Source organism: Acinetobacter rudis (genome assembly GCF_000829675.1).
GTDB lineage: Bacteria > Pseudomonadota > Gammaproteobacteria > Pseudomonadales > Moraxellaceae > Acinetobacter > Acinetobacter rudis.
The window spans coordinates 1-21,329 of the sequence record NZ_BBRX01000034.1; the positions used below are offsets into that span (position 1 = coordinate 1).

A 21,329-nucleotide genomic window follows, 5' to 3' on the forward strand; every position below is an offset into this window, starting at 1 on the left:
CAAGTACAATCTGAGACACCTGAACTTGGCATATGGATTAGAGAAGATCGCCATGGGTCTGGGTTTGGCCGTTCAGCGATAAAGGCCCTTGTCGAATGGGCTTCCATTCATTTTAATATTAAACACTTTATTTACCCTGTCGCCGTTGAAAATACTGCGAGTCGACGTATTGCAGAATCCTTAGGTGGCACTGTTTATGAACAGATTCAAAAGCCTAAATATGATGCAGTCACTTATGCAATCCCACTCAGCAAAACTATTTGATCAGATTCATATGACTTATCCAACCAGATCAAAAAGCCCCGATCTTTTGATCAGGGCTTAATATGATGAAAAACTAGACCAGCAAAGATTAACTTGCTTTAGCCTGTTTAAGCTTTGGTACACCGCTATGAAAACGAAAGACCGGATCAGGGCTTTCAATTAACTGCTGTTCAACCTCACGAATATGATCAATACGATTCTGAATATCTTCTTCTGGGTCTTTGAGTTGGTTACTCTTCGCCACATCTAAAGCAAGAGCCAAGTAGTCCTCATAATGACGTGATTCAGACTTGAGTAGGTAACGATAATACCGCCCTAACTCTTCATCAACCAAAGGGGCTAAAGCATAAAATCGCTCACAAGAGCGTGCCTCTACAAAAGCACCAATGATTAAAATATCAATCAATGCTTCAGGTTCATAGGTCCGTACTTCTTTACGCAAACCACCAGCATAGCGTCCTGCACTTAATGCCTGCCACTCTTGGCCACGCTTATTCATAAACTCAAGGACCTGCTCATAATGCAGCATTTCCTCACGAACTAACTGTGCCAGCTTCACCTGTAAATCGTTAAAAAAACTATAGCGAAACATTAAGTTCATGGCAGTGCCCGCTGCTTTTTTCTCGCAGTTGGCATGATCTTGCATCAACAAAGGCAAATTATTGACAGCTTCATCAAGCCAAGCCTGCGGGGTTTTACAGCCTAAAAATGCCAGTACAGGCTGCATTAACTCATCATAATTCATGCGATTGCCTTATCTCAACCTGCTGCTTGTATTGCTGCATTCATCTCTTGTACAGCTTGACTGAGTCCAACAAATACGCTTTCTGCAATAATTGAATGTCCAATATTTAACTCATAAATTTCAGCGATGGCTGCAATCGGTTTAACATTTTCTAGATTTAAACCATGCCCAGCATTAACAACCAAACCAAGTTTTGCAGCATAAGCTGCACCATCGATAATACGTTGCAATTCTTTTTGCTGTTCAGCTTCTGTTTCTGCATCAGCATAAGCACCAGTATGCAATTCAATCGTAGGCGCCCCACAGGCAACAGCAGCATCAATCTGTGCAAAATCAGCATCAATAAATAGTGATACATCACAGCCTATGGCCACTAAGCTTTGAGTTGCAGCCTTAACGTGTTCAAGATTACCAACCACATCTAAGCCCCCTTCTGTGGTTAGCTCTTGGCGCTTTTCGGGTACAAAGCAAACATGTTGAGGGCGAATTTCTTGCGCAAAAGCCACCATTTCATCTGTTACAGCAATTTCAAGGTTCATACGCGTTTTTAACAATGGGCGCATACGACGCACATCATCATCTTGGATATGACGGCGATCTTCACGTAAATGTAATGTGATACCTTGCGCACCAGCTTGTTCACAAATCAGCGCAGCTTTTACTGGATCAGGATAGGTCGTACCACGTGCTTGACGAAGTGTAGCGACATGATCGATATTAACACCAAGAATTGCAGGCATAGCATTCCCCAACTAACTTTTAGATTGAATATTTTGAATCCACAACTGACGACTTTTGAGTGGACGATCACCCAGTAATGCAGCAATCAATTGACGATATAACTTCGTCAATAGCTGCAACTGTGCTGGATTAAAATCTTGCCCCATCACATAATCCGTCATCGTTAAAATCTGTTCACCTGTCACGCTCGCGCTTGAGGTGTGTGATACTACAACAAAACCATCATTTAGATGCAACTCATAACGTCGCTCAGCTAAAATTGGTAGCTGCTTAGCATCCACATCAAAGCTCAGCGCATAGCCTAATTCTTCAAGCAGCACATATTCAAACTGCCGTAAGACTTGTTTTAGAAAAACACCCTGCTCAGCTTGTTGGCTGAGCTGTTGTAAAGCGGCAATAGTGAGATGATACTGTTGGAATGTTTGCGGCATGGGCTCTTCAATTGGGCACAAGCGCAGCAAAATTTCATTAAGATAAAATCCTGCAAAAAAGGCATCACCATAAAAAAATACAGGCTGACTAACGATTTCTAGCTTAGAAAAGTTTTTTAACGCAGATTTTCCAGTGGCCTGCAAACATAGAGGTTGATATTGCGGAGCAGGCATCTGCCTTAAAATTCCATCAATACGACCATATTCTTGACTAAACAGATGAACAATATGACTCCGATCGCGGTACTTACGATGATGAATCAAGTAACCATGCAACACTTCATTACGCATCAGTGCAACACTGTTTTTGTCTAATCATTTTGATTTTTTTTGTGCCTTTTCATCGTCATCATCCCCATCGGGAATGACTGCGCCTACTACAGCCGCAGTCCCTTTCACAACACCTTTAGTGGTTTTATAAGCCACTTTAACGGGTACGGTGACAATTTTATGAATACAGCCTTGAAGCAACATCATAACAAATAATAATGTAAACACTTTAATCTTCATGATGTTACTCACAGCCCTTATTCTTAAATATGTTAGATATCGCTATAGCCTAAACTTTTGAGCGCACGCTCATCATCAGACCAACCACATTTAACTTTCACCCAAAGCGTGAGCATGACCTTCTGTTCAAACATTTTTTCCATATCCACGCGGGCATCCATCCCGATGCGCTTCAATTTAGCACCTTTTTCACCAATCACAATAGCCTTTTGACCAGATCGCTCGACAAAAATAGTTGCATCAATATAAGTACATGCAGGTTTAAGACGGCCAGTTTTCTCATTAACTACAGGTTCTTCGATCTTATAAGACTCGATTTGCACTGTGAGATCATAAGGTAACTCTTCACCCAATTGACGCATGATTTTCTCGCGAATGATTTCACTCGCCAAGAAACGCTCAGAGCGATCGGTTAATTGATCTAAAGAATATAATGGTGGTTGGAATGGTAAGTATTTTTCAATCGCTTCACGCAAATGCTCTAAGTTCGAATTACGCAGTGCAGATACAGGTACAATCTCGGCAAAATTCATCAGCTTAGTACGCTCTTGAATCAAAGGAAGTAACTGTTTTTTATCTTCAAGTGTATCGATCTTATTGATCACCAGTACTACTGGCATTTGTGCATTTTGCAGCTTTTCCAAAACAAGCTCATCATTTTGAGTCCATTTATGACCATCGATCACAAATAAAACCAAATTGACATCGCGTAATGCTGAATGTGCTGCACGGTTCATCATTTTATTGATGGCGCGCACTTCTTTTTTATGCATCCCAGGAGTATCAACAAAAACTGCCTGTGATTTTTCACGGCTATCAATACCCACGATTTTATGTCGTGTTGTTTGAGGCTTACGTGAAGTAATAGACAACTTTTGTCCCAACAGATGGTTCATCAATGTTGATTTACCTACGTTAGGGCGCCCGACAATTGCAACAAAACCACTTTTGTAATCGGCAGGAATGACATTTTCTTGGGCATTAAAAAACTGATCGATCAGGTTTGAATGTTCAGCAGCTGGATCAAGATCAGTTTGGTTTTGATCATTTTCTGTGGACATAACGCTTATTGCTCCAATAACTTTAAAATTTCTGCCGCTACGGCTTGTTCTGCAAATCGACGACTTGAGCCTTCACCTTGCAATGTTGGCAAACCGCTTACCGTACATTCTACTTTGAAATGCTGGTTCGGTGCATCACCTTGAATATCAATTACATCATATATCGGTAATGCTTTTTTTCTTGCCTGTAAATACTCTTGCAAGCGTGACTTCGGATCTTTGAGTTGATCAGTTGGCTCAATATTTCCTAAATACGGTACATACCAACGCAACACTATACGTTCTAATACATTTAAATCCGCACAGTCGATATATATCGCGCCAATAATGGCCTCTACAGTATCGGCTAATATTGATTCACGATGATGACCACCAGATTTTAATTCACCGGTGCTCAGGATTAAACTTTGACTCAGTTTTAAATCATTTGCGATTTTACCCAAAGCTTCTTGGCGCACTAATGTCGCACGCATTCGTGTCAGTCGCCCCTCATTTTCATTGGGGTAGGTCTGATATAAATAATTGGCAATAATCATGCCTAATAACGAATCACCTAAAAATTCTAAGCGTTCATAATTATATCGATGACTAACAGAGCGATGGGTCAACGCAAGTTGCAGAAGCTCAGGTTGTTTAAATTGATACCCGATTCGGCTAACTAGACGCGGATCACTTAATTTCAACTGTGCTTTGCTCAAAACTCTTCTCAAATATTTGACTAAATGGATGGATTGTAGTGTTTCAATAACTACAAGCATCTATAAAAATTAAAACCATCCTAGGCAATATAAACAACCAAAGCTGTTTATAAGTAGGATGGCCATTTCGATATTAGTTTCATCTCAAGACGTAACCAATATCACTCAACCCGATATAGGATGACCTATTTCAGATTATTTAATTGCACCATTACGGCTAAACTGTGGAAAATTGAAACCAGGCTCTTTATGCATCCACACATAAACCGCATGACCAATTAGGTTTTCCTCAGGAACAAAGCCCCAGAAACGACTGTCTGAACTTTGGTCACGGTTATCACCCATTGCGAAATAATGTCCTTTAGGAACAGTAACTTCCCAACTTTGTCCATTACTTTTCTCAAAGCGATCATTGACCTTAGTCACAAACGGGGCTTGTTCCTTCGCTTGTGCATAATTAAATGCATTCAGCAATGGATCATCACCCTCTAAATGGCGAGTTAAATGTGTGTGTTGACCCAACTGTTCAAGGGTATATTTGACATTGGTACGCTCAAAACGATCTTTATCACGACTAAAATCGATTGCCTTCTCTTGAACCAAGACATCATTAATAAAGAGTTTGCCTTGATCATAGACAATACGATCGCCTGGTAATCCGACAACCCGTTTAATAAAGCTGACTTTAGGATCAACAGGGTAACGGAAGACAAAAACCTCTCCACGCTGCGGTGAGCCGACATCAAAAATTTTAGTATTGGTCAATGGTAATCGTACACCGTACTGATACTTATTCACCAAGATAAAATCACCCGTTTCTAACGTGGGCACCATAGAGTCTGAAGGAATATTGAATGGCTCAAATAAAAACGAACGCAATACCAAAACTACAGCCAATACAGGCCAGAAATCATATGCCCATGTGACGATGAAGTTTTCATTGCCTCTGCCTTTGGTCTTACGTTGTTTAAGTACCAATTTATCCAGCAACCACACGGCAAAGAATACCAATGTGACTGGAACGAGGATCAAATTAAAATCAAAATCCATGGGCTATGCTCTCTTATTTTTTATCAACTTGTAAAACAGCTAAAAACGCTTCTTGTGGGATTTCAACACTACCCACTTGCTTCATGCGTTTTTTACCTTCTTTTTGTTTAGATAACAATTTCTTCTTACGTGAGACGTCACCACCATAACACTTGGCCAAAACGTTTTTACGCATTGCCTTTACGGTTGAACGAGCAATAATTTGCGCGCCAATAGCCGCCTGAATTGCAACATCAAACATTTGACGTGGAATCAAATCTTTCATTTTTTCCACTAAAGCAATACCACGGTGGCGAGCATCGTTGCGGTGACAAATCATTGCCAAGGCATCAACTTTATCACCATTGATCAGTACATCTACTTTCACTAAAGAAGAACTTTCAAAACGAACAAAGTTATAGTCAAGTGATGCAAAACCACGCGAACATGATTTTAAGCGATCAAAGAAATCCATCACGACTTCAGCCATTGGGATTTCAAAATTAAGTGAAACTTGATTACCCAAGAATTTCATGTCCTTTTGAATACCACGGCGTTCAATACACAGTGTCATCACGTTACCCAAGTACTCTTGAGGTACCAAGATATGACATTCAGCAATCGGTTCACGTAAGTCTTCAACTGTAGAACCATCAGGCATTTTTGATGGACTATCGATATAAATAGTCTGACCTGACTTCATTACTGCTTCATAAATTACAGTGGGTGCTGAAGTAATTAGGTCTAAATCATACTCACGTTCAAGACGTTCTTGTACGATTTCCATGTGTAACATGCCCAAGAAGCCACAGCGGAAACCAAAACCTAAAGCATCTGAACTTTCTGGTTCAAAGAATAATGCTGAGTCATTAATTTGTAGCTTATGTAACGCTTCACGGAAAGGTTCAAAATCACTGGCATCAATTGGGAATAGGCCCGCATATACCTGTGGTTTAACCTTTTTAAAACCAGGTAATGTTGCTACTTCTGGTGTAGTTGACAAGGTAATGGTATCGCCCACTGGCGCACCAAAAATATCTTTAATCCCTGCAATAACGAAACCAACTTCACCAGCTTCAAGCATGCCAGTTTCTGTATGTTTCGGATTAAAAATACCCACAGAAGTAATAATGTGCGTTTGGCCTGTTGATTTAACCAACATTTTATCGCCCTTACGCACGCGACCTTGTTTAATACGTACTAAAGATACAACACCTAAGTAGTTATCAAACCAAGAATCCACGATCAAAGCTTGTAATGGTGCATCACGCTCACCCACTGGTGCTGGGATCACATCCACCAAGGTTTCTAAAACATTTTCAATGCCTAAACCTGTTTTAGCTGAACATGTTGGTGCATGCGTTGCTTCAATACCAATAATTTCTTCAATTTCATGAATTACACGCTCAGGCTCTGCCTGTGGTAAATCAATTTTATTCAGAATCGGTAAAACTTCTAAGCCCTGCTCAATTGCGGTATAACAGTTTGCTACAGACTGAGCTTCAACACCTTGTGCTGCATCTACCACCAATAATGCACCTTCACAGGCAGCTAAAGAACGTGACACTTCATATGAAAAGTCCACGTGTCCTGGGGTATCAATAAAATTGAGCTGATATTCTTCACCGTTAGGATGGGTGTAATACAAAGTAACCGAAGTCGCTTTAATGGTAATCCCACGCTCACGCTCAAGTTCCATGGAGTCTAAAACTTGTGCTTGCATTTCACGTGCTTGCAAACCACCACAGGTTTGAATAAAGCGATCTGCGAGAGTCGACTTACCATGATCGATATGAGCAATAATCGAAAAATTTCGTATATTATTGATATTAACGGATTTTTTAGCTACTGCCATATACCACTCTAAAAATAAGTACTCAATCATGTACCGAAAAATGCAGTACAAATGATATGAAAGTTGAATGTTCGAAGATGTTGCACAGTATAAGCAGTCAATGCTTAAAAATACATAGAGCTTTTAAAAATAGTACGATTCTACAAAAATTAACTTTTTATCCATGCAAATCCCCTCGACCGTCTTCACTCAAAGCGAATCAAAAGCATGGTATAGCCCAAGTACAACTCAAAAAATCAAAATCTTGAGGTCAAACCGACAATCCAATGATCAAAACTACATTTAAACTTTAAATGCCTCAAAACTGATAATCTCACTTTGATTATGTGCAGCTTTTAAATACTGATAATCGGATGAAATCGTAATTTGACTAAATCCAATCTGTTGTAAAATACGTTTTAACTCCGAAAGCCCAAACCACTTGAGTTTAAACACTTCAAATTCACTCTGAATACACTGACCTTGTGCATCCCATTTATCATAACGGTGATGCGATGTCGTAACTTGATCAACATAATCAATTTCAGAAGCCGTGATATTTAGACTAATCATCTCATTTGAAGCTGTTTGAAAAGTTCGTACGCGGTGCTCCCCAACTTTAAAGTTATGTTGAAAAAACACATCAAAGATCAATCGACCACCCTGTTCTAAAGCAGAGTAGCAATTTTCTAAGGCTTTGATTGCCATAGACTCATCATCGAGCAACAAAAAAGAGCCCGTTGGTAAAATAATCGCAGCATATTTTGACGAATCAGACCAGTTCTCTAGTTCTGCTGCAAATACACGCGCTGTGGATTGGGCATGCGCAGTGAGATTTTGACGACAAATATCCAGCATAGCCTCAGAGGGATCAAAACCCTCAATATCAAAACCTTGCTCTAGTAATGGTATTAAAATACGTCCCGTTCCTACCGCAGGTTCAATAATTTTCCCCTGAACCCCCTGCAGACGCTGAGCATAATATTCAACATCACCAAAACTCACGCCTACAGCTTTATCTAGCTGATAAACTTCTGCGGACAATGATTGATAACTCAACATAAAACTTACATCCCGATGCCTATTGCACCTCATGAAAAGCAGAAAAATCCAAAGTTTGTGTATCATCCTTTAACGGCTGATAGGCTTGAGTAAAACTTGGTGATAAACGCTTTGGTCGACCTGTTGCAATTTCAACACAGGCCCATTTTGTTTGACCGGTAAAAATAATACTTTGATCAGAGGGGCGATAAAATACGTATTGCCGTGTTGAATATAAGCCATTGAGATCACTCAGCCATGTACGCAATACCAACTGCTCCCCCAATAAGGCAGCCTTGCGATATTGCACCTGATGTTCAACAGCCACCATGGCATGTTTTAATTCTAAATATTGCTTTAAACCCAGCCCAAGTGCATCGACATGTGCAGTGGCCACGTCTTGCATCCACTGTACATACACAACATTATTGACATGTCCCAAAGCATCGACGTCTTTATCTTGAACCGAATAAAGCAAATCAAAAGTACTGGTCACAATTTTTCCTTTTACTGTTATAACGTGCTGAATATCCTAACGCATTTAACAACACCACTGTTCTAAGCAGCAATTTCGAACTTTATAGCAGAAATATCAATAAGCACAAAGCAAATAGCATTGGCTGTCAATGAATTTCCAAGTAGAATAGTGCGCTAGTCGAGGGATGCTGCAACGCTGCATGTGCTTTTCACCCCTATAAAAGGATGAATGGCCTCTTTTCATGCTGCTGCCAGGCTCGACGATCGACTGTAGTATTCATCTTCAGTCAACAACGGCATCCGCGAACAGAATGATCAACACCAAACTAGAAATTAGGAGATCCTGATGAACGCGGGAAACGCTACATTTACCGATTATAAAGTTGCCGATATCGCTCTTGCAGACTTTGGCCGTAAAGAAATCAAACTTGCTGAAGCAGAAATGCCAGCGTTGATGGGTCTACGTCGTCGCTACTCAGCTGCAAAACCACTTGCTGGTGCTAAGATTTTGGGTTGTATTCATATGACAATTCAAACAGCAGTTTTGATCGAGACACTTGTTGAACTCGGTGCTGAAGTACGTTGGACTTCATGTAATATTTTCTCGACTCAAGATCACGCTGCTGCTGCTATTGCCGCTCGTGGTATTCCTGTATTTGCTTGGAAAGGTGAAACAGAAGAAGAATATATGTGGTGTCTAGAACAACAAATCAATGTAAATGGCACGCCTTGGGATGCCAACATGATTTTGGATGATGGTGGTGACTTAACATCATTAGTTCACGATAAATATGCTGATTTACTTAACCACATTCATGGTGTAACAGAAGAAACCACTACAGGCGTACAACGTCTGTTAGAAATGTGGAAAGATGGCACACTGAAAGTTCCTGCAATCAACGTCAATGATGCTGTGACTAAATCTAAAAATGACAACAAATATGGTTGCCGTCACTCTTTAAATGATGCAATCAAACGTGCAACTGACATGTTACTTTCTGGTCGCCGCGCTCTTGTTATTGGTTATGGTGATGTAGGTAAAGGTTCTGCACAATCTTTACGTCAAGAAGGCATGATTGTACGTGTAACAGAGGTCGATCCAATTTGTGCAATGCAAGCTTGCATGGACGGCTATGAAGTTGTTTCTCCATATAAAAATGGCGTACAAACAGGCAACAAAGCCGATATCAATCATGACCTATTGCAAAATACTGACTTGATCGTGACTACAACTGGTAACTATCACGTATGTGATGCTGCAATGCTTGATTCTTTGAAAGCAGGCGCAGTAGTGTCTAACATCGGGCATTTCGATACTGAAATTGATACGAACTACTTGCGTGGTTATAAGTGGGTTGAAGTTAAACCTCAAGTTCACCAAGTTTACCGCAGTGAAGATGAGCAAGATTATTTAGTCCTATTATCAGAAGGCCGTTTGGTTAATCTCGGTAATGCTACAGGTCACCCTTCACGCGTGATGGATGGTTCATTTGCAAACCAAGTTTTAGGTCAAATGCACTTGTTTGCTGAAAAATTTGCTGATCTACCAAGCGAAGAAAAAGCAGCACGTATTCGCGTAGAAATTTTACCGAAGAAACTTGATGAAGAAGTTGCTGCGGCAATGGTTGCAGGTTTTGGCGGCGTCCTAACTCAGTTAACTCAAGTTCAAGCGGATTATCTAGGTGTTGCTGTTGAAGGTCCGTTCAAATCAGAAACTTATAAATACTAAGTTAAGCCCTGACTTAAGGTGGCCATCACAATAGTGATGGCCACTACAGTAAGAACTGGGCTCAACAATAATAAGGATTGCAACATGAGCAAACATGTCCCTATTTCGTTTGAATTTTTTCCAACAAAAACTGATGTAGGCGCGGAAAAACTTCGTACAGTACATCAAGAACTACAACAGCTAAATCCTGAGTTTTTCTCAATCACTTATGGTGCAGGGGGTTCAACACGTGAACGTACACTTGCGGCCATTTATGATTTCTATGAAAAAGGTACACCCGTTGCACCACACCTATCTTGTATTGGTGATAACAAACAACGTATTGCAGAGTTGCTAGACCTTTATAAATCAAAAGGTATCAACCGCATTGTCGCACTGCGTGGCGACCTCCCCTCTGGTCAAGTAGGACTCGGTGAGCTTCCTTATGCACAAGACTTAGTGCGTTTCATTCGTGAACATTCTGGAGATCACTTCCAGATTGAAGTTGCTGCCTACCCAGAAATGCACCCTCAAGCTGCCAGCTTTGATACAGATATTCAACACTTTGTTGAAAAGGTCAGTGCCGGTGCTAACGCAGGTATTACTCAATTTTTCTTTAATCCAGATGCATATTTTTACTTCATGGATCGTGTGCAAAAAGCAGGTGTAGATATTCCTGTTGCACCAGGCATTATGCCAATCACCAATGCCAGCAACTTAATCCGATTTGCGGATGGTACAGGTGCTGAAGTCCCACGTTGGATTCGTAAGCAACTACAAGCTTATGGCGATGATACTCAAAGCATCAAAGCATTTGGACACGAAGTGGTGTTGAACTTATGTGAGCGTCTGCTTGCAGATGGTGCACCAGCACTGCATTTTTATACAATGAATCAAACTGATCCAACTCGCCAACTGGTGAAAGATCTTAATCTCGCTTAAACGTTTGCACAGAGTACCTTATATGTCCCGTTTTTTTATCGATGCAGAACTTGAACTTGGTGTAGATTTACAACTCACAGATCAGGTGTTTCATCATTGGGTTAAGGTGTTACGTGCACAAGTTGGCGAAACTGCCACCTTATTCAATGGACAAGGTGGCGAGTACTTCGTCACACTTATCGAAGTAAACAAAAAGTCAGCAAGTGTCAGTGTTGATCGATTTAACCCAGATAATCGCACTCCAGCAGCAACCATCCTGATTGGTCAAGTCATGAGTAAAGGCGACCGTATGGATTATATGGTGCAAAAAGCCACTGAATTAGGAGTTAGTCAAATTCAGTTGCTCACTTCGGAACGCTGTGAAATGCGTTTAAAATACGACCGCGACCAAAAGAAAATAGATCACTGGCAAGCTATTGCAACTGCTGCTTGTGAACAATGTGGCATGAATATAGTTCCTCAAATCTTAGCCCCACTCAGTTTAGAACAATGGCTTACAACTGACTTACCTGCGACTAAACTGGTTTTAGCACCAGATACTGAAAAAACAAATGCTTTGGCAGAGATGAAGCATGATATCGCTCTACTTATCGGTCCTGAGGGCGGTCTCAGTGATGCAGAAATAAACACAGCACAACAACACGGTTTTAAAAATTGGTGTATAGGCGATCGCGTATTACGCACAGAGACAGCACCGATTGTCGCACTCTCTATTATCATCTATAAACTACAAAACGATATTTAAACTTTTCGTGAATTCCATCAAAAAAACCATTGCTTTTCACATTAATAAACAGTAGTTTGATTTCGCAAAACCAAGTTTTTCTGAACAACATGTGCGATGGATCTCATTAGTATGATGGATATGCATAAACAGCGACTCTCGCATCATGTGGATCTTAACTTGATCCATGGTGCGGCCCACAAAATGCAATATTTTATTGCGGGCAGTGCTGTGATTAACATTATCTATCTATTGCTCTATCCATTTGAATCTAAAAACTTATCTATTTCTTTAACCACCATACTCCTGTTGATTGAAGGTGGTTTATTTTTAGCATTTTATTTAAATCGACGCTTTTTAATCTCATTACCCATTAAACAACTTGATCTAAGCTGTAAACTGATCAGTTTAGGCATCGGACTCAGTTTAGCCATCATTAATTATATGGTGATGTTCAATTTTCTTGCCCTTTCAGCCATTGGCTATATGGATGTATTTATCTGGCTAATGTTGCCATTGAGTATTGTCTATATCTCTGCGCTGCTTGCCTTTAACCAACGCCCACACTATTTCTTTTTTATCTTTATTCCTTCAATTTTTACTTTTTTATCACTGCATTTACTCTTTTTACAGCACATCTCTTTTCACCTAAATATCTTGATTGGCCTATGGTTAGTTTGCTTGCTCTTAGCCATTTTGGTCGTATCTTACACACATATACGCATGCGCTGGCGCTATGTAAACCATGATTTGATAAAAGAAAAACAACAGCAATCAAAAAAAATTAAACAACTCAGGCAAATTGTTCAGCAGCATCGAACTGAACTTGAAGAAATGAACAACCATTTAATGCGTTACCGTACCGATCTTAACTTTACTCAACAAAACGCAGGTGTAAACACTTGGCTCTGGGATATTAATACACGCCAAGTCACCATTAGTAATGATCAGTTCAACCTCAATCTTCGATATGTAAATGGACAAGCCCAGTTCATTATCCACCCCAAAGATTTACCCCTTTATTGCAAGCAAATGCGTAAATACTTGCGTGGTCAAATAGATTTATTTGAATTACAATATCGTGTCAAAAAAAATGATCGTTGGTTCTGGATTCATGATGTCGGTAAAATTACAGCGCGTGATCCCATTAACCACAAACCACTACAAATGATTGGTATTTTCAAAGGTATCAACGAAGAAAAAGATGCTTATGAGCAATTGCGATTAGCAGCAAACCTTTTTAACCAAGTTACAGAAGGTCTTTTTGTTTTAGACCAGAATCTTCGCTATATTAGCGTAAATAATTACTACGAAAAACTCACGGGACTTAAGCGCTGTCAGCTTTTAGGCCAACCATTCTTCTCCACTCGATTTACCCAAAAAGACTTGCTACAAACACAGCATGACGAAATTTTAAAACAGTTATCTCTTTTTGGTGAGTATCGTATTGAATTACAAGAACAGTATATGACAGGTGATAAACAGAGTATCGGCATAAAAATCAACCGATTAAACAACATAGAAGAGCCAGCAGCCACCTATGTCGGTAATGCAATTGATTTAACTGAACGCAAACAACATGAGCAACGTGTTTCTTATCTAGAGCAATATGATCTACTGACTGATCTACCCAACCGCTTCTATTTTCATTACCGTCTGAACAAATTAATCAATCAAGAACCGCCCTGTAGGTTTGCATTGTTTCGCCTTAACATAGACCGTTTTCGTCTTTTCAATGATTTATACTTTAACCCTGCAGGTGATGAGCTACTCAAAAAATTTGCAGAGCGTCTCAGCCAATATTGTAATAATGCCCTGCTGACAGCGTATCTCAACAACGATGACTTTGTCGTTGCAATACAAACCTCTGATTCAAATATTAATATTAACAATTTGGCTCAAGGAATTTTAGCAGCCTTCCAAGAACCGTTTTTTATCAATGAACAAGAGAAATGTATTTCCATTTCTATAGGTATTGCGATTCATCCTGAACAAGGTGCACAAGTCGATGTCTTATTGCGCAAAGCAGAAGCGGCCCTACTCAAAGCCAAACAGTTGGGCGGTAATACCTATCACATATTTAATGAACAGTCTTACGAACACTTAAACGATAAAATCATCCTAAGAGGTGATCTACAGCAAGCATTAAAAAAACAACAACTCACCGTCTATTATCAACCTCAAATTTGCAGTACCACATTAAAAATTATTAGTTTCGAAGCCTTAATTCGTTGGCAACACCCTAAATACGGACTAATCTCCCCCAATATTTTCATTCCTTTGGCTGAAGAAACCAGTTTAATCACCGAAATTGGCCAATTCGTTATTTTTGAAAGCTGTAAACAACTTAAAGTATGGCGTGAACTTGGGTTTGATGATATTCGTGTATCGGTCAATATTGTTGCCCAACAAATTCTGCGTGGTCAATTACTGCTCGACCTCGATACCGCAATGGCAATGTATCAAGTGAAAGGCAATCAACTTGAACTTGAGCTGATTGAATCCTCTCTTTTAGAAAATAGCGCTCATGTCATCGATTTCCTCTCTAAAATTAAAGAACGCAATATTTCGATTTCACTAGATGATTTTGGTATGGGCTACTCCTCACTCGCCTACCTTAGTCAGTACCCAATTGATAAGCTTAAAATTGATCGAGCCTTTATTTCTCGGATCGGAGATCAAAAAGAAGAAGCAATTGTCAATGCAATTATTGCCATGGGTAAAGCCATGGGCATGAGCTTAATTGCAGAGGGTGTAGAAAACGACATACAGTTACAGTATTTACAACAACATAATTGTGACGTGCTACAAGGATTCTATTTCTCTAAACCCTTGACAGCGCTTGAAACTACCGCGTACTTGAGTCAGTATAAGCATTCTTTGGTGTCTCACTCATTGTCTCAGTGAGCCGAGAATTTGCACTGTCATATTGCTATGATGATGCACGTGTTATGTTCGGTTTAGATTCGCCAAAACTTTCAGCCGATTAGGCTTTTATTTACGATCGAGATTCAAATGGACGAACAATCTTTAAAACAGCAAGCTTTGTATTACCATGAGTTTCCAACTCCAGGAAAAATTAGTGTTACTCCAAGTAAACAACTAGTTAACCAACGTGATTTGGCACTCGCCTACTCACCTGGAGTTGCAGCACCGTGTCTTGAAATTGAAAAAGACCCTTCTAAGGCTGCACTCTACACTGCACGTGGCAACTTGGTTGCTGTGGTCAGTAATGGTACTGCGGTTTTAGGATTAGGTAATATTGGGCCTCTAGCATCTAAACCTGTGATGGAAGGTAAAGGTGTTTTATTTAAAAAATTTGCTGGTGTCGATGTTTTTGATATCGAAATCGCAGAAAATGATCCAGACAAAATTGTCGATATCGTTGCTGCGCTTGAACCTACTTTTGGTGGGATCAACTTAGAAGATATCAAAGCACCAGAATGTTTTTATATCGAGCGTAAACTACGTGAACGTATGAACATTCCGGTATTCCATGATGATCAACATGGAACCTCGATTATCGTTGGCTCTGCACTGCTTAATGCCTTACAACTGAACGGCAAAAAAATTGAAGAGATTAAAATTATCGCTTCAGGTGCAGGTGCAGCAGCACTCTCATGTTTAGACCTACTCTGTGCACTTGGTGCAAAAAAAGAGAATATTACCGTTGCTGACTCACGCGGCTTGATCACGACACAACGTGATGGCTTAGATGAGTCTAAGAAACGTTATATGCAAGACATCACTGCAACACAATTGCACGAAGTGATGGCAGGTGCTGACATGTTCCTCGGTCTATCTGCGGCAGGCATTCTTACCAAAGAAATGGTTAAAGAAATGGCCTCTGACCCGATTATTTTTGCTCTGGCCAACCCAGATCCAGAAATCCTACCTGAACATGCACATGAAGTCCGCCCTGACGTCATCATGGCAACTGGTCGCTCAGACTATCCAAACCAAGTAAACAATGCTTTGTGTTTCCCATATATCTTCCGTGGTGCGCTTGACGTTGGTGCAACCACCATTAATGAAGAAATGAAAATTGCTTGTGTTCATGCAATTGCACGTATGGCACATATTGAAGCAGATGCTGCAACATATGGTGAAAAATCAGCATCATTTGGTCGTGACTACCTCATTCCACGCCCACTTGATCAGCGTTTGATTTTAGAAATCGCGCCTGCAGTTGCACAAGCAGCTATGGATTCTGGTGTAGCAACTCGCCCAATCCAAGATTTTTCAGCTTACCGTCAACGTTTGTCAGAGTTTGTTTATAACTCTGCTTTCATGATGAAGCCAATCTTTGCACAAGCGAAAACTGCGCCAAAACGTATTGCCTATGCTGAAGGTGAAGATCAACGTGTACTTCGTGGTGCACAAATTGCAGTCGATGAAGGTATTGCCTTCCCGATCTTGGTCGGTCGTACTGCTGTGATCGAAGCCAATATCAAAAAATTGGGTTTACGTTTACAACATGGTGAAAACATTGAGATTGTCGATCAAGAAAAGAACCCTTTATATGAAGAGTTCTGGAACGATTATCATCAAATCATGCAGCGCAAAGGTGTAACTGTAGAATACGCACAACGTGAATCACGTCGCCGCTCAACTTTAATCGCAGCAATGCTGGTTAAGTTTGGTAAAGCTGATGGTATGCTTTGCGGTACATATTCAAGTTATGATATTCATCTTGAGTTTGTCAAAAATATCATTGGCCTAAAAGAAGGTATGAATAACTTCTTTACGCTCAATGCATTGATGCTTGAAGACCGTAACCTCTTTATTGCAGACACTTATGTCAACACAAACCCAACTGCAGAACAGTTGGCAGAAATGACTATTTTGGCTGCTGAAGAAGTACGTCGCTTTGGTATCACACCACGTATTGCTTTACTCTCTCACTCAAGTTTTGGTTCAGATCAAAATGATCCTAGTGCACAAAAAATGCGTAAGGTCTATGAGATCTTGAGTCAAATTGCTCCTGAGCTTGAGGTTGAAGGTGAGATGCACGGTGATGCAGCATTGGATGAAAATATTCGTCATTTTGCTTTCCCGAACTCACGTTTCAAAGGTTCAGCAAACTTGTTGATTATGCCAAACCTTGATGCAGCAAACATTTCATTTAACTTGCTCAAGTCGACTTCGGGCAATAATGTCACTGTAGGCCCAATCTTGTTAGGTGCAGCTAAACCTGTACATATTTTAACTCCGACAGCAACAACACGTCGTGTAGTAAATATGACAGCACTCACTGTTGCTGAAATCCAACAAGCACAAGCTTAAAAATTAAGATCGCAAACGTATTTGCAGTAAAGCATTGCGTTTGCTCTCTTGTGAAAACCTCTATTCTGTAGCATGATTGCTTGAAGTATAGAGGTTTTTTCATGCAAGTTTATTTAGTAGGCGGTGCAGTTCGAGATCAATTACTCGGGCATCCCTATCAAGAAAAAGATTATGTCGTCGTTGGCGCAACCCCTGAGCAGCTCCTTGCCCAAGGGTATCAACCTGTGGGTAAAGATTTTCCAGTTTTTTTACATCCAATCAGTAAAGAAGAATACGCACTTGCTCGTACTGAGCGCAAGTCAGGTCAGGGTTATCACGGCTTTGAGTTTTATACTGATGTAGATGTAAGCTTAGAACAAGATTTGATTCGAAGAGATCTTACCATCAATGCTATGGCCATGGATGAACATGGTCAGGTCTATGATCCCTATCATGGTCAGGACGATTTAAACAAGAAAATATTACGCCATGTCTCTCCTGCTTTTGCTGAAGATCCGCTGCGTGTATTACGCGTAGCACGTTTTGCAGCACGTTATCATACCTATGGCTTTCGTGTTGCAGAAGAAACGCTGGAACTCATGCGCCAGTTGGCAGAATCTGGTGAACTGAATTGTTTAACACCTGAGCGTATCTGGAAAGAGACTTCACGTGCACTGATGGAACCTCATGCCGATATCTACTTTGAAACACTTCGTCAATGTCAGGCACTTAAGGTGCTCTTTCCACAATTAGATGCTTTGTTTGGCATACCACAGCGCCCCGAGTATCATCCTGAGATTGACTGCGGCATTCATACCCTGATGGCACTACAACAAGCATGTCAAGCCGACTATTCGCTTGAAGTACGCTTTGCTGTCTTAGTCCATGACTTAGGTAAAGCGCTTACGCCTAAAGAACAATTACCTCGTCATATCATGCACGAAGAACGTGGTTTAGCACCAGTTACTGAGCTCTGTGAACGTTTAAAAGTTCCGACACATATTCGACTACTAGCTCAAGTGGTATGTAAAGAACACCTTAAATGCCATCAACTGTTACAGCTTAAACCCGGCACGATCTGGCGTCTGCTACAGCGTTTAGATGTCATGCGCCGTCCTGAACGGGTTAAAGCATTTGCCCAAGCCTGTAAATGTGATGCGAAAGGACGCTTGGGGCTAGAAGATCGTGACTATCCGCAAGCTGACTTTTTACTTGAGGCAATGCAAGCAGTACGTAATGTCAAAGTACAAGACTTGCCCAAAGAGTTGCAAGGCTCAGAAATAGGTGAATACCTTATCAACAAACGTATTGAAGCAATTGCTACGTTTAAGCAAGGTTACCATTTAAATTAACTGACTCCCCTCTTAAACTTAGGCTCAATCAATAAGAGGGGAATGTTTAGACATCATTTGTTACCTTTATTTTATCCGTTCAAATTTCTTAATTTAATCTTTTTTTGATTTGAATTAGATAATACCTTTTGCTATTTTAACCTTTTAACAAAAGTTACTTTATTCTCCTTCTAATCTTTGAATATGTATATTTAGATATAAAAATATGAAAAATAGCATGTAATCTAAGAAAAGGGCTTTATTAATAATTTAACTACTCTTCATCAAACATCATTTTTTAAAATAACTCATCAATAGAAAATATTTAGCTCAATTATTTTCTAAAAAAATTAAAATAAATATGAAAATATAAATAAAATTTTACTTCCGAACATAAATCAACCATTATTTATTTTAATAAAAATACAAAAAACAAAACCTCTGTGTATTTTTATTTTCTTAACAACGGTTAAATATAAGGTGGTTTTTTATGAACGATCTAAAAGAAAATAACGACCGCAACATCACCAATAGTATAGTGAGTGATGTCATTACAATAGCAACTGTCGGTGACATTATATTAACAGTAGATTTTATTGAAAAGATGGAATCCCATCCAGAATGTCTAGAGCTGATAAACATACTTAAACACTTGTTAGTCGTTGGCAATTATGAGGGCACTATAATTGACCCAGACGATTTTGAGAGCTACCCCGATGCACTTTCTGGCTTTGGTTGGTTAGCAACTGAGCCTTCTGCCGTAGAAGGACTCACTAGCTTAGGATTAAAAATGCTATCACGCGCGAATAATCATGCAACTGATTGGGGACGTGAAGGGATGTATATGACAAATGCCTACCTAGAAGAAGAGGGATTTGTCCATGCTGGGACGGGTGATAGTCGTTTAGCATCCAGAGAACCTTGTTATTATTCTGAAAATGATATTGATTACTCCCTCATCTCTTGGACTACGGAAATCACTGCAGACTCAACTGCTTCTAATTCATTATTTAGTGTTGAAGCACGCCCCGGTGTAAGTTCATTGCACCGCCATACCTATATTCGTGTGGGAAGCAATGCATATAATTTAGTTAAACAAGTTGCTGCGGCAACAGGTGTTAGTCCTTCTATAGGGGAATTAGAAATCAATGGCTATAAGCTCATTAATATAGCCAATAGCGTTGTAGAGTTAGATTACGGTTTATCTCCTGATCAGATCGTCATAGAAAATAAATTAGACCAAATTGATGTGGAAGAAATCAAAGAAGGGATTCAAGAAGCACGGGCAAATAGTGATTTTGTAATCGCTGCCCAACATCACCACGGTTTATATAACAACACCACCAATGTCGATAATGATATTCAAGAGTTTTGTCGTGAGGTAATAGATGAAGGCGTTGATCTCATTTTTGGACATGGTCCTCATCGACTCAGAGGTATTGAAATCTATAAAGGCAAACCTATTTTTTATTCTCTTGGGAATTTTTTCTTTACCGACAATACTCAGCAATTTTTAACCTGGGATGAGTGGGAGCGATATTTATGGCGTGTTCTAAATAACCATCTTCCCTCTTCTGAAAGAATCGATTTAGATCCTTATCAAACCTCAGTTGAGGACTTTTTGGAATGGAAAAGATTAATGGTTTTCCCTTCTGATCTAAATTTCAAAAGTGTAATTGCTATTTCTATTTTCAATAGAATAGGCAATAAAAACATCTTATCTTTTATTTTACTGATCCCGATTGAATTATTTTTTGAGGAAGTCAATGGGACTAAGGAGTGGCGTGGAATTCCAAGAGTCGCAGATGCTGAAACTGCAGATAAAATTCTAGAATATCTTCAAAATGCATCAAATGAATTTAATACAGACATTGATATTATCAGCCTCAATATCAGAAATAAGCCAAGAAAAGTGGGATTAATTTTCCAAGATGATCGCAGTGATATACGAGACAGTGCTTTAGAGTTAATCAAAGATCTTTTTAAATAAAATACCTATAAACCATAATTAGGGATAGATTTATCCCTAATTATTTTTACACTAATTTAAAAAATCGAAGAATATTAAAATTAAATTAATCAGCACCATGAGTATGTTTAAAACAATCCATCTCATGATCCAAATAAAGATCACTTTAAACGTTCATATACAAAAAACGATAGATTATTACTTTAGCGCTGCGGTTAACATCACTTCAACGAGTACTTGTGGACGAGCAAGATCTGCCTGTAAAGCTGCACGAGCAGGTGCATAACCTTGTGGTAGCCAAGCCTCCCAGCACTCATTAAATACGTTAAAGTCTTCAGCAATATTCTTAATCCAAATCTGAGCAGTTAAAATACGACTTTTATCACTTCCTACCTGTTCAAGTAAGGCATCAATTTTTGCCAATACCTCCAGAGTTTGTTGCTTCATATCCCCATCTAAATTGCTTGGGACTTGTCCAGATAGGTACGCAAGCCCAGCATGCACAACACATCCTGATAGTCGTGCTGATTGTTGAAAATATTGAATATCATTGTTCATA

The 21,329-nt window shown here is 39.7% G+C and carries 19 protein-coding genes; 8 read left to right on the top strand and 11 right to left on the bottom strand.

The window, feature by feature from the left end; genetic code table 11:
• The coding region (locus tag Aru01_RS10095) for a GNAT family N-acetyltransferase (RefSeq protein ID WP_042111313.1) at positions 1–264 on the top strand (264 nt) is incomplete at its 5' end.
• A gap of 88 nt (positions 265–352) precedes the next feature.
• On the opposite strand, the gene Aru01_RS10100 is transcribed toward Aru01_RS10095, so the two are convergent.
• The 10 genes from Aru01_RS10100 to Aru01_RS10145 form a co-directional block, all read right to left on the bottom strand.
• Positions 353–1,009 carry a MiaE family protein gene (locus Aru01_RS10100; RefSeq protein ID WP_016655455.1) on the bottom strand — a complete coding sequence of 219 codons (657 nt, stop codon included), beginning with the start codon at positions 1,007–1,009 and terminating at the stop codon, positions 353–355.
• Between the two features lie 14 nt (positions 1,010–1,023).
• Complete coding sequence (gene pdxJ / locus Aru01_RS10105) at positions 1,024–1,749, bottom strand: pyridoxine 5'-phosphate synthase (protein WP_016655454.1); 726 nt, start codon at positions 1,747–1,749, stop codon at positions 1,024–1,026.
• 12 nt (positions 1,750–1,761) lie between these two features.
• Positions 1,762–2,475, bottom strand: coding sequence for a DNA repair protein RecO (recO, locus tag Aru01_RS10110; RefSeq protein WP_081407229.1), 714 nt, complete (start codon positions 2,473–2,475; stop codon positions 1,762–1,764).
• Positions 2,476–2,496: 21 nt separating this feature from the next.
• Complete coding sequence (locus Aru01_RS10115; RefSeq protein WP_016655452.1) at positions 2,497–2,691, bottom strand: NF038104 family lipoprotein; 195 nt, start codon at positions 2,689–2,691, stop codon at positions 2,497–2,499.
• Positions 2,692–2,723: 32 nt separating this feature from the next.
• Positions 2,724–3,752, bottom strand: a complete 1,029-nt coding sequence (era, locus tag Aru01_RS10120; protein ID WP_016655451.1) for a GTPase Era — start codon at positions 3,750–3,752, stop codon at positions 2,724–2,726.
• Between the two features lie 5 nt (positions 3,753–3,757).
• Positions 3,758–4,450 (bottom strand): ribonuclease III, encoded by a 693-nt coding sequence (gene rnc, locus Aru01_RS10125; protein ID WP_040331131.1) that lies wholly within the window; start codon positions 4,448–4,450, stop codon positions 3,758–3,760.
• A gap of 195 nt (positions 4,451–4,645) precedes the next feature.
• Entirely contained in the window at positions 4,646–5,500 is an 855-nt protein-coding gene (gene lepB, locus Aru01_RS10130) for a signal peptidase I (RefSeq protein WP_016655449.1), read from the bottom strand.
• A gap of 13 nt (positions 5,501–5,513) precedes the next feature.
• Complete coding sequence (gene lepA / locus Aru01_RS10135; protein WP_016655448.1) at positions 5,514–7,334, bottom strand: translation elongation factor 4; 1,821 nt, start codon at positions 7,332–7,334, stop codon at positions 5,514–5,516.
• A gap of 282 nt (positions 7,335–7,616) precedes the next feature.
• Positions 7,617–8,375: a class I SAM-dependent methyltransferase gene (locus Aru01_RS10140; protein WP_016655447.1), complete on the bottom strand. Its 759-nt coding sequence runs from the start codon at positions 8,373–8,375 to the stop codon at positions 7,617–7,619.
• Positions 8,376–8,394: 19 nt separating this feature from the next.
• Positions 8,395–8,850 carry an acyl-CoA thioesterase gene (locus tag Aru01_RS10145; RefSeq protein WP_016655446.1) on the bottom strand — a complete coding sequence of 152 codons (456 nt, stop codon included), beginning with the start codon at positions 8,848–8,850 and terminating at the stop codon, positions 8,395–8,397.
• Between the two features lie 327 nt (positions 8,851–9,177).
• Here Aru01_RS10145 and ahcY point away from each other — a divergent pair, with 327 nt between their 5' ends.
• The 7 genes from ahcY to Aru01_RS10180 all read left to right on the top strand — a co-directional run bounded on the left by ahcY (position 9,178) and on the right by Aru01_RS10180 (position 20,791).
• The gene (gene ahcY, locus Aru01_RS10150) at positions 9,178–10,560 is read left to right on the top strand and encodes an adenosylhomocysteinase (RefSeq protein WP_016655445.1); all 1,383 of its coding nucleotides are present in this window, start codon (positions 9,178–9,180) and stop codon (positions 10,558–10,560) included.
• An 84-nt stretch (positions 10,561–10,644) separates the two neighbouring features.
• A complete protein-coding gene (metF, locus tag Aru01_RS10155; protein ID WP_016655444.1) occupies positions 10,645–11,481 on the top strand; it encodes a methylenetetrahydrofolate reductase [NAD(P)H] in 837 nt (278 codons plus the stop codon).
• 22 nt (positions 11,482–11,503) lie between these two features.
• Entirely contained in the window at positions 11,504–12,226 is a 723-nt protein-coding gene (locus Aru01_RS10160; RefSeq protein WP_016655443.1) for a 16S rRNA (uracil(1498)-N(3))-methyltransferase, read from the top strand.
• Positions 12,227–12,337: 111 nt separating this feature from the next.
• Positions 12,338–15,112 (top strand): sensor domain-containing protein, encoded by a 2,775-nt coding sequence (locus tag Aru01_RS10165; RefSeq protein WP_016655442.1) that lies wholly within the window; start codon positions 12,338–12,340, stop codon positions 15,110–15,112.
• A gap of 108 nt (positions 15,113–15,220) precedes the next feature.
• Complete coding sequence (locus tag Aru01_RS10170) at positions 15,221–17,491, top strand: NADP-dependent malic enzyme (RefSeq protein WP_016655441.1); 2,271 nt, start codon at positions 15,221–15,223, stop codon at positions 17,489–17,491.
• A gap of 101 nt (positions 17,492–17,592) precedes the next feature.
• A complete protein-coding gene (locus tag Aru01_RS10175; RefSeq protein ID WP_016655440.1) occupies positions 17,593–18,822 on the top strand; it encodes a multifunctional CCA addition/repair protein in 1,230 nt (409 codons plus the stop codon).
• A gap of 469 nt (positions 18,823–19,291) precedes the next feature.
• A complete protein-coding gene (locus tag Aru01_RS10180; protein WP_016655439.1) occupies positions 19,292–20,791 on the top strand; it encodes a CapA family protein in 1,500 nt (499 codons plus the stop codon).
• 177 nt (positions 20,792–20,968) lie between these two features.
• Here the strand turns inward: Aru01_RS10180 and Aru01_RS10185 are convergent, their stop codons facing one another.
• Positions 20,969–21,328, bottom strand: a complete 360-nt coding sequence (locus Aru01_RS10185; protein ID WP_016655438.1) for a RidA family protein — start codon at positions 21,326–21,328, stop codon at positions 20,969–20,971.
• Between the last annotated feature and the right edge of the window lies 1 nt (position 21,329).

Excerpts from the sequence above, each read along its gene's own strand:
- Aru01_RS10100 (WP_016655455.1), bottom strand. The coding sequence starts at position 1,009 with ATGAATTATGATGAGTTAATGCAGCCTGTACTGGCATTTTTAGGCTGT.
- pdxJ (WP_016655454.1), bottom strand. The coding sequence starts at position 1,749 with ATGCCTGCAATTCTTGGTGTTAATATCGATCATGTCGCTACACTTCGT.
- Aru01_RS10115 (WP_016655452.1), bottom strand. The coding sequence starts at position 2,691 with ATGAAGATTAAAGTGTTTACATTATTATTTGTTATGATGTTGCTTCAA.
- era (WP_016655451.1), bottom strand. The coding sequence starts at position 3,752 with ATGTCCACAGAAAATGATCAAAACCAAACTGATCTTGATCCAGCTGCT.
- lepB (WP_016655449.1), bottom strand. The coding sequence starts at position 5,500 with ATGGATTTTGATTTTAATTTGATCCTCGTTCCAGTCACATTGGTATTC.
- lepA (WP_016655448.1), bottom strand. The coding sequence starts at position 7,334 with ATGGCAGTAGCTAAAAAATCCGTTAATATCAATAATATACGAAATTTT.
- Aru01_RS10140 (WP_016655447.1), bottom strand. The coding sequence starts at position 8,375 with ATGTTGAGTTATCAATCATTGTCCGCAGAAGTTTATCAGCTAGATAAA.
- ahcY (WP_016655445.1), top strand. The coding sequence starts at position 9,178 with ATGAACGCGGGAAACGCTACATTTACCGATTATAAAGTTGCCGATATC.
- metF (WP_016655444.1), top strand. The coding sequence starts at position 10,645 with ATGAGCAAACATGTCCCTATTTCGTTTGAATTTTTTCCAACAAAAACT.
- Aru01_RS10160 (WP_016655443.1), top strand. The coding sequence starts at position 11,504 with ATGTCCCGTTTTTTTATCGATGCAGAACTTGAACTTGGTGTAGATTTA.
- Aru01_RS10165 (WP_016655442.1), top strand. The coding sequence starts at position 12,338 with ATGATGGATATGCATAAACAGCGACTCTCGCATCATGTGGATCTTAAC.
- Aru01_RS10170 (WP_016655441.1), top strand. The coding sequence starts at position 15,221 with ATGGACGAACAATCTTTAAAACAGCAAGCTTTGTATTACCATGAGTTT.
- Aru01_RS10175 (WP_016655440.1), top strand. The coding sequence starts at position 17,593 with ATGCAAGTTTATTTAGTAGGCGGTGCAGTTCGAGATCAATTACTCGGG.
- Aru01_RS10180 (WP_016655439.1), top strand. The coding sequence starts at position 19,292 with ATGAACGATCTAAAAGAAAATAACGACCGCAACATCACCAATAGTATA.
- Aru01_RS10185 (WP_016655438.1), bottom strand. The coding sequence starts at position 21,328 with ATGAACAATGATATTCAATATTTTCAACAATCAGCACGACTATCAGGA.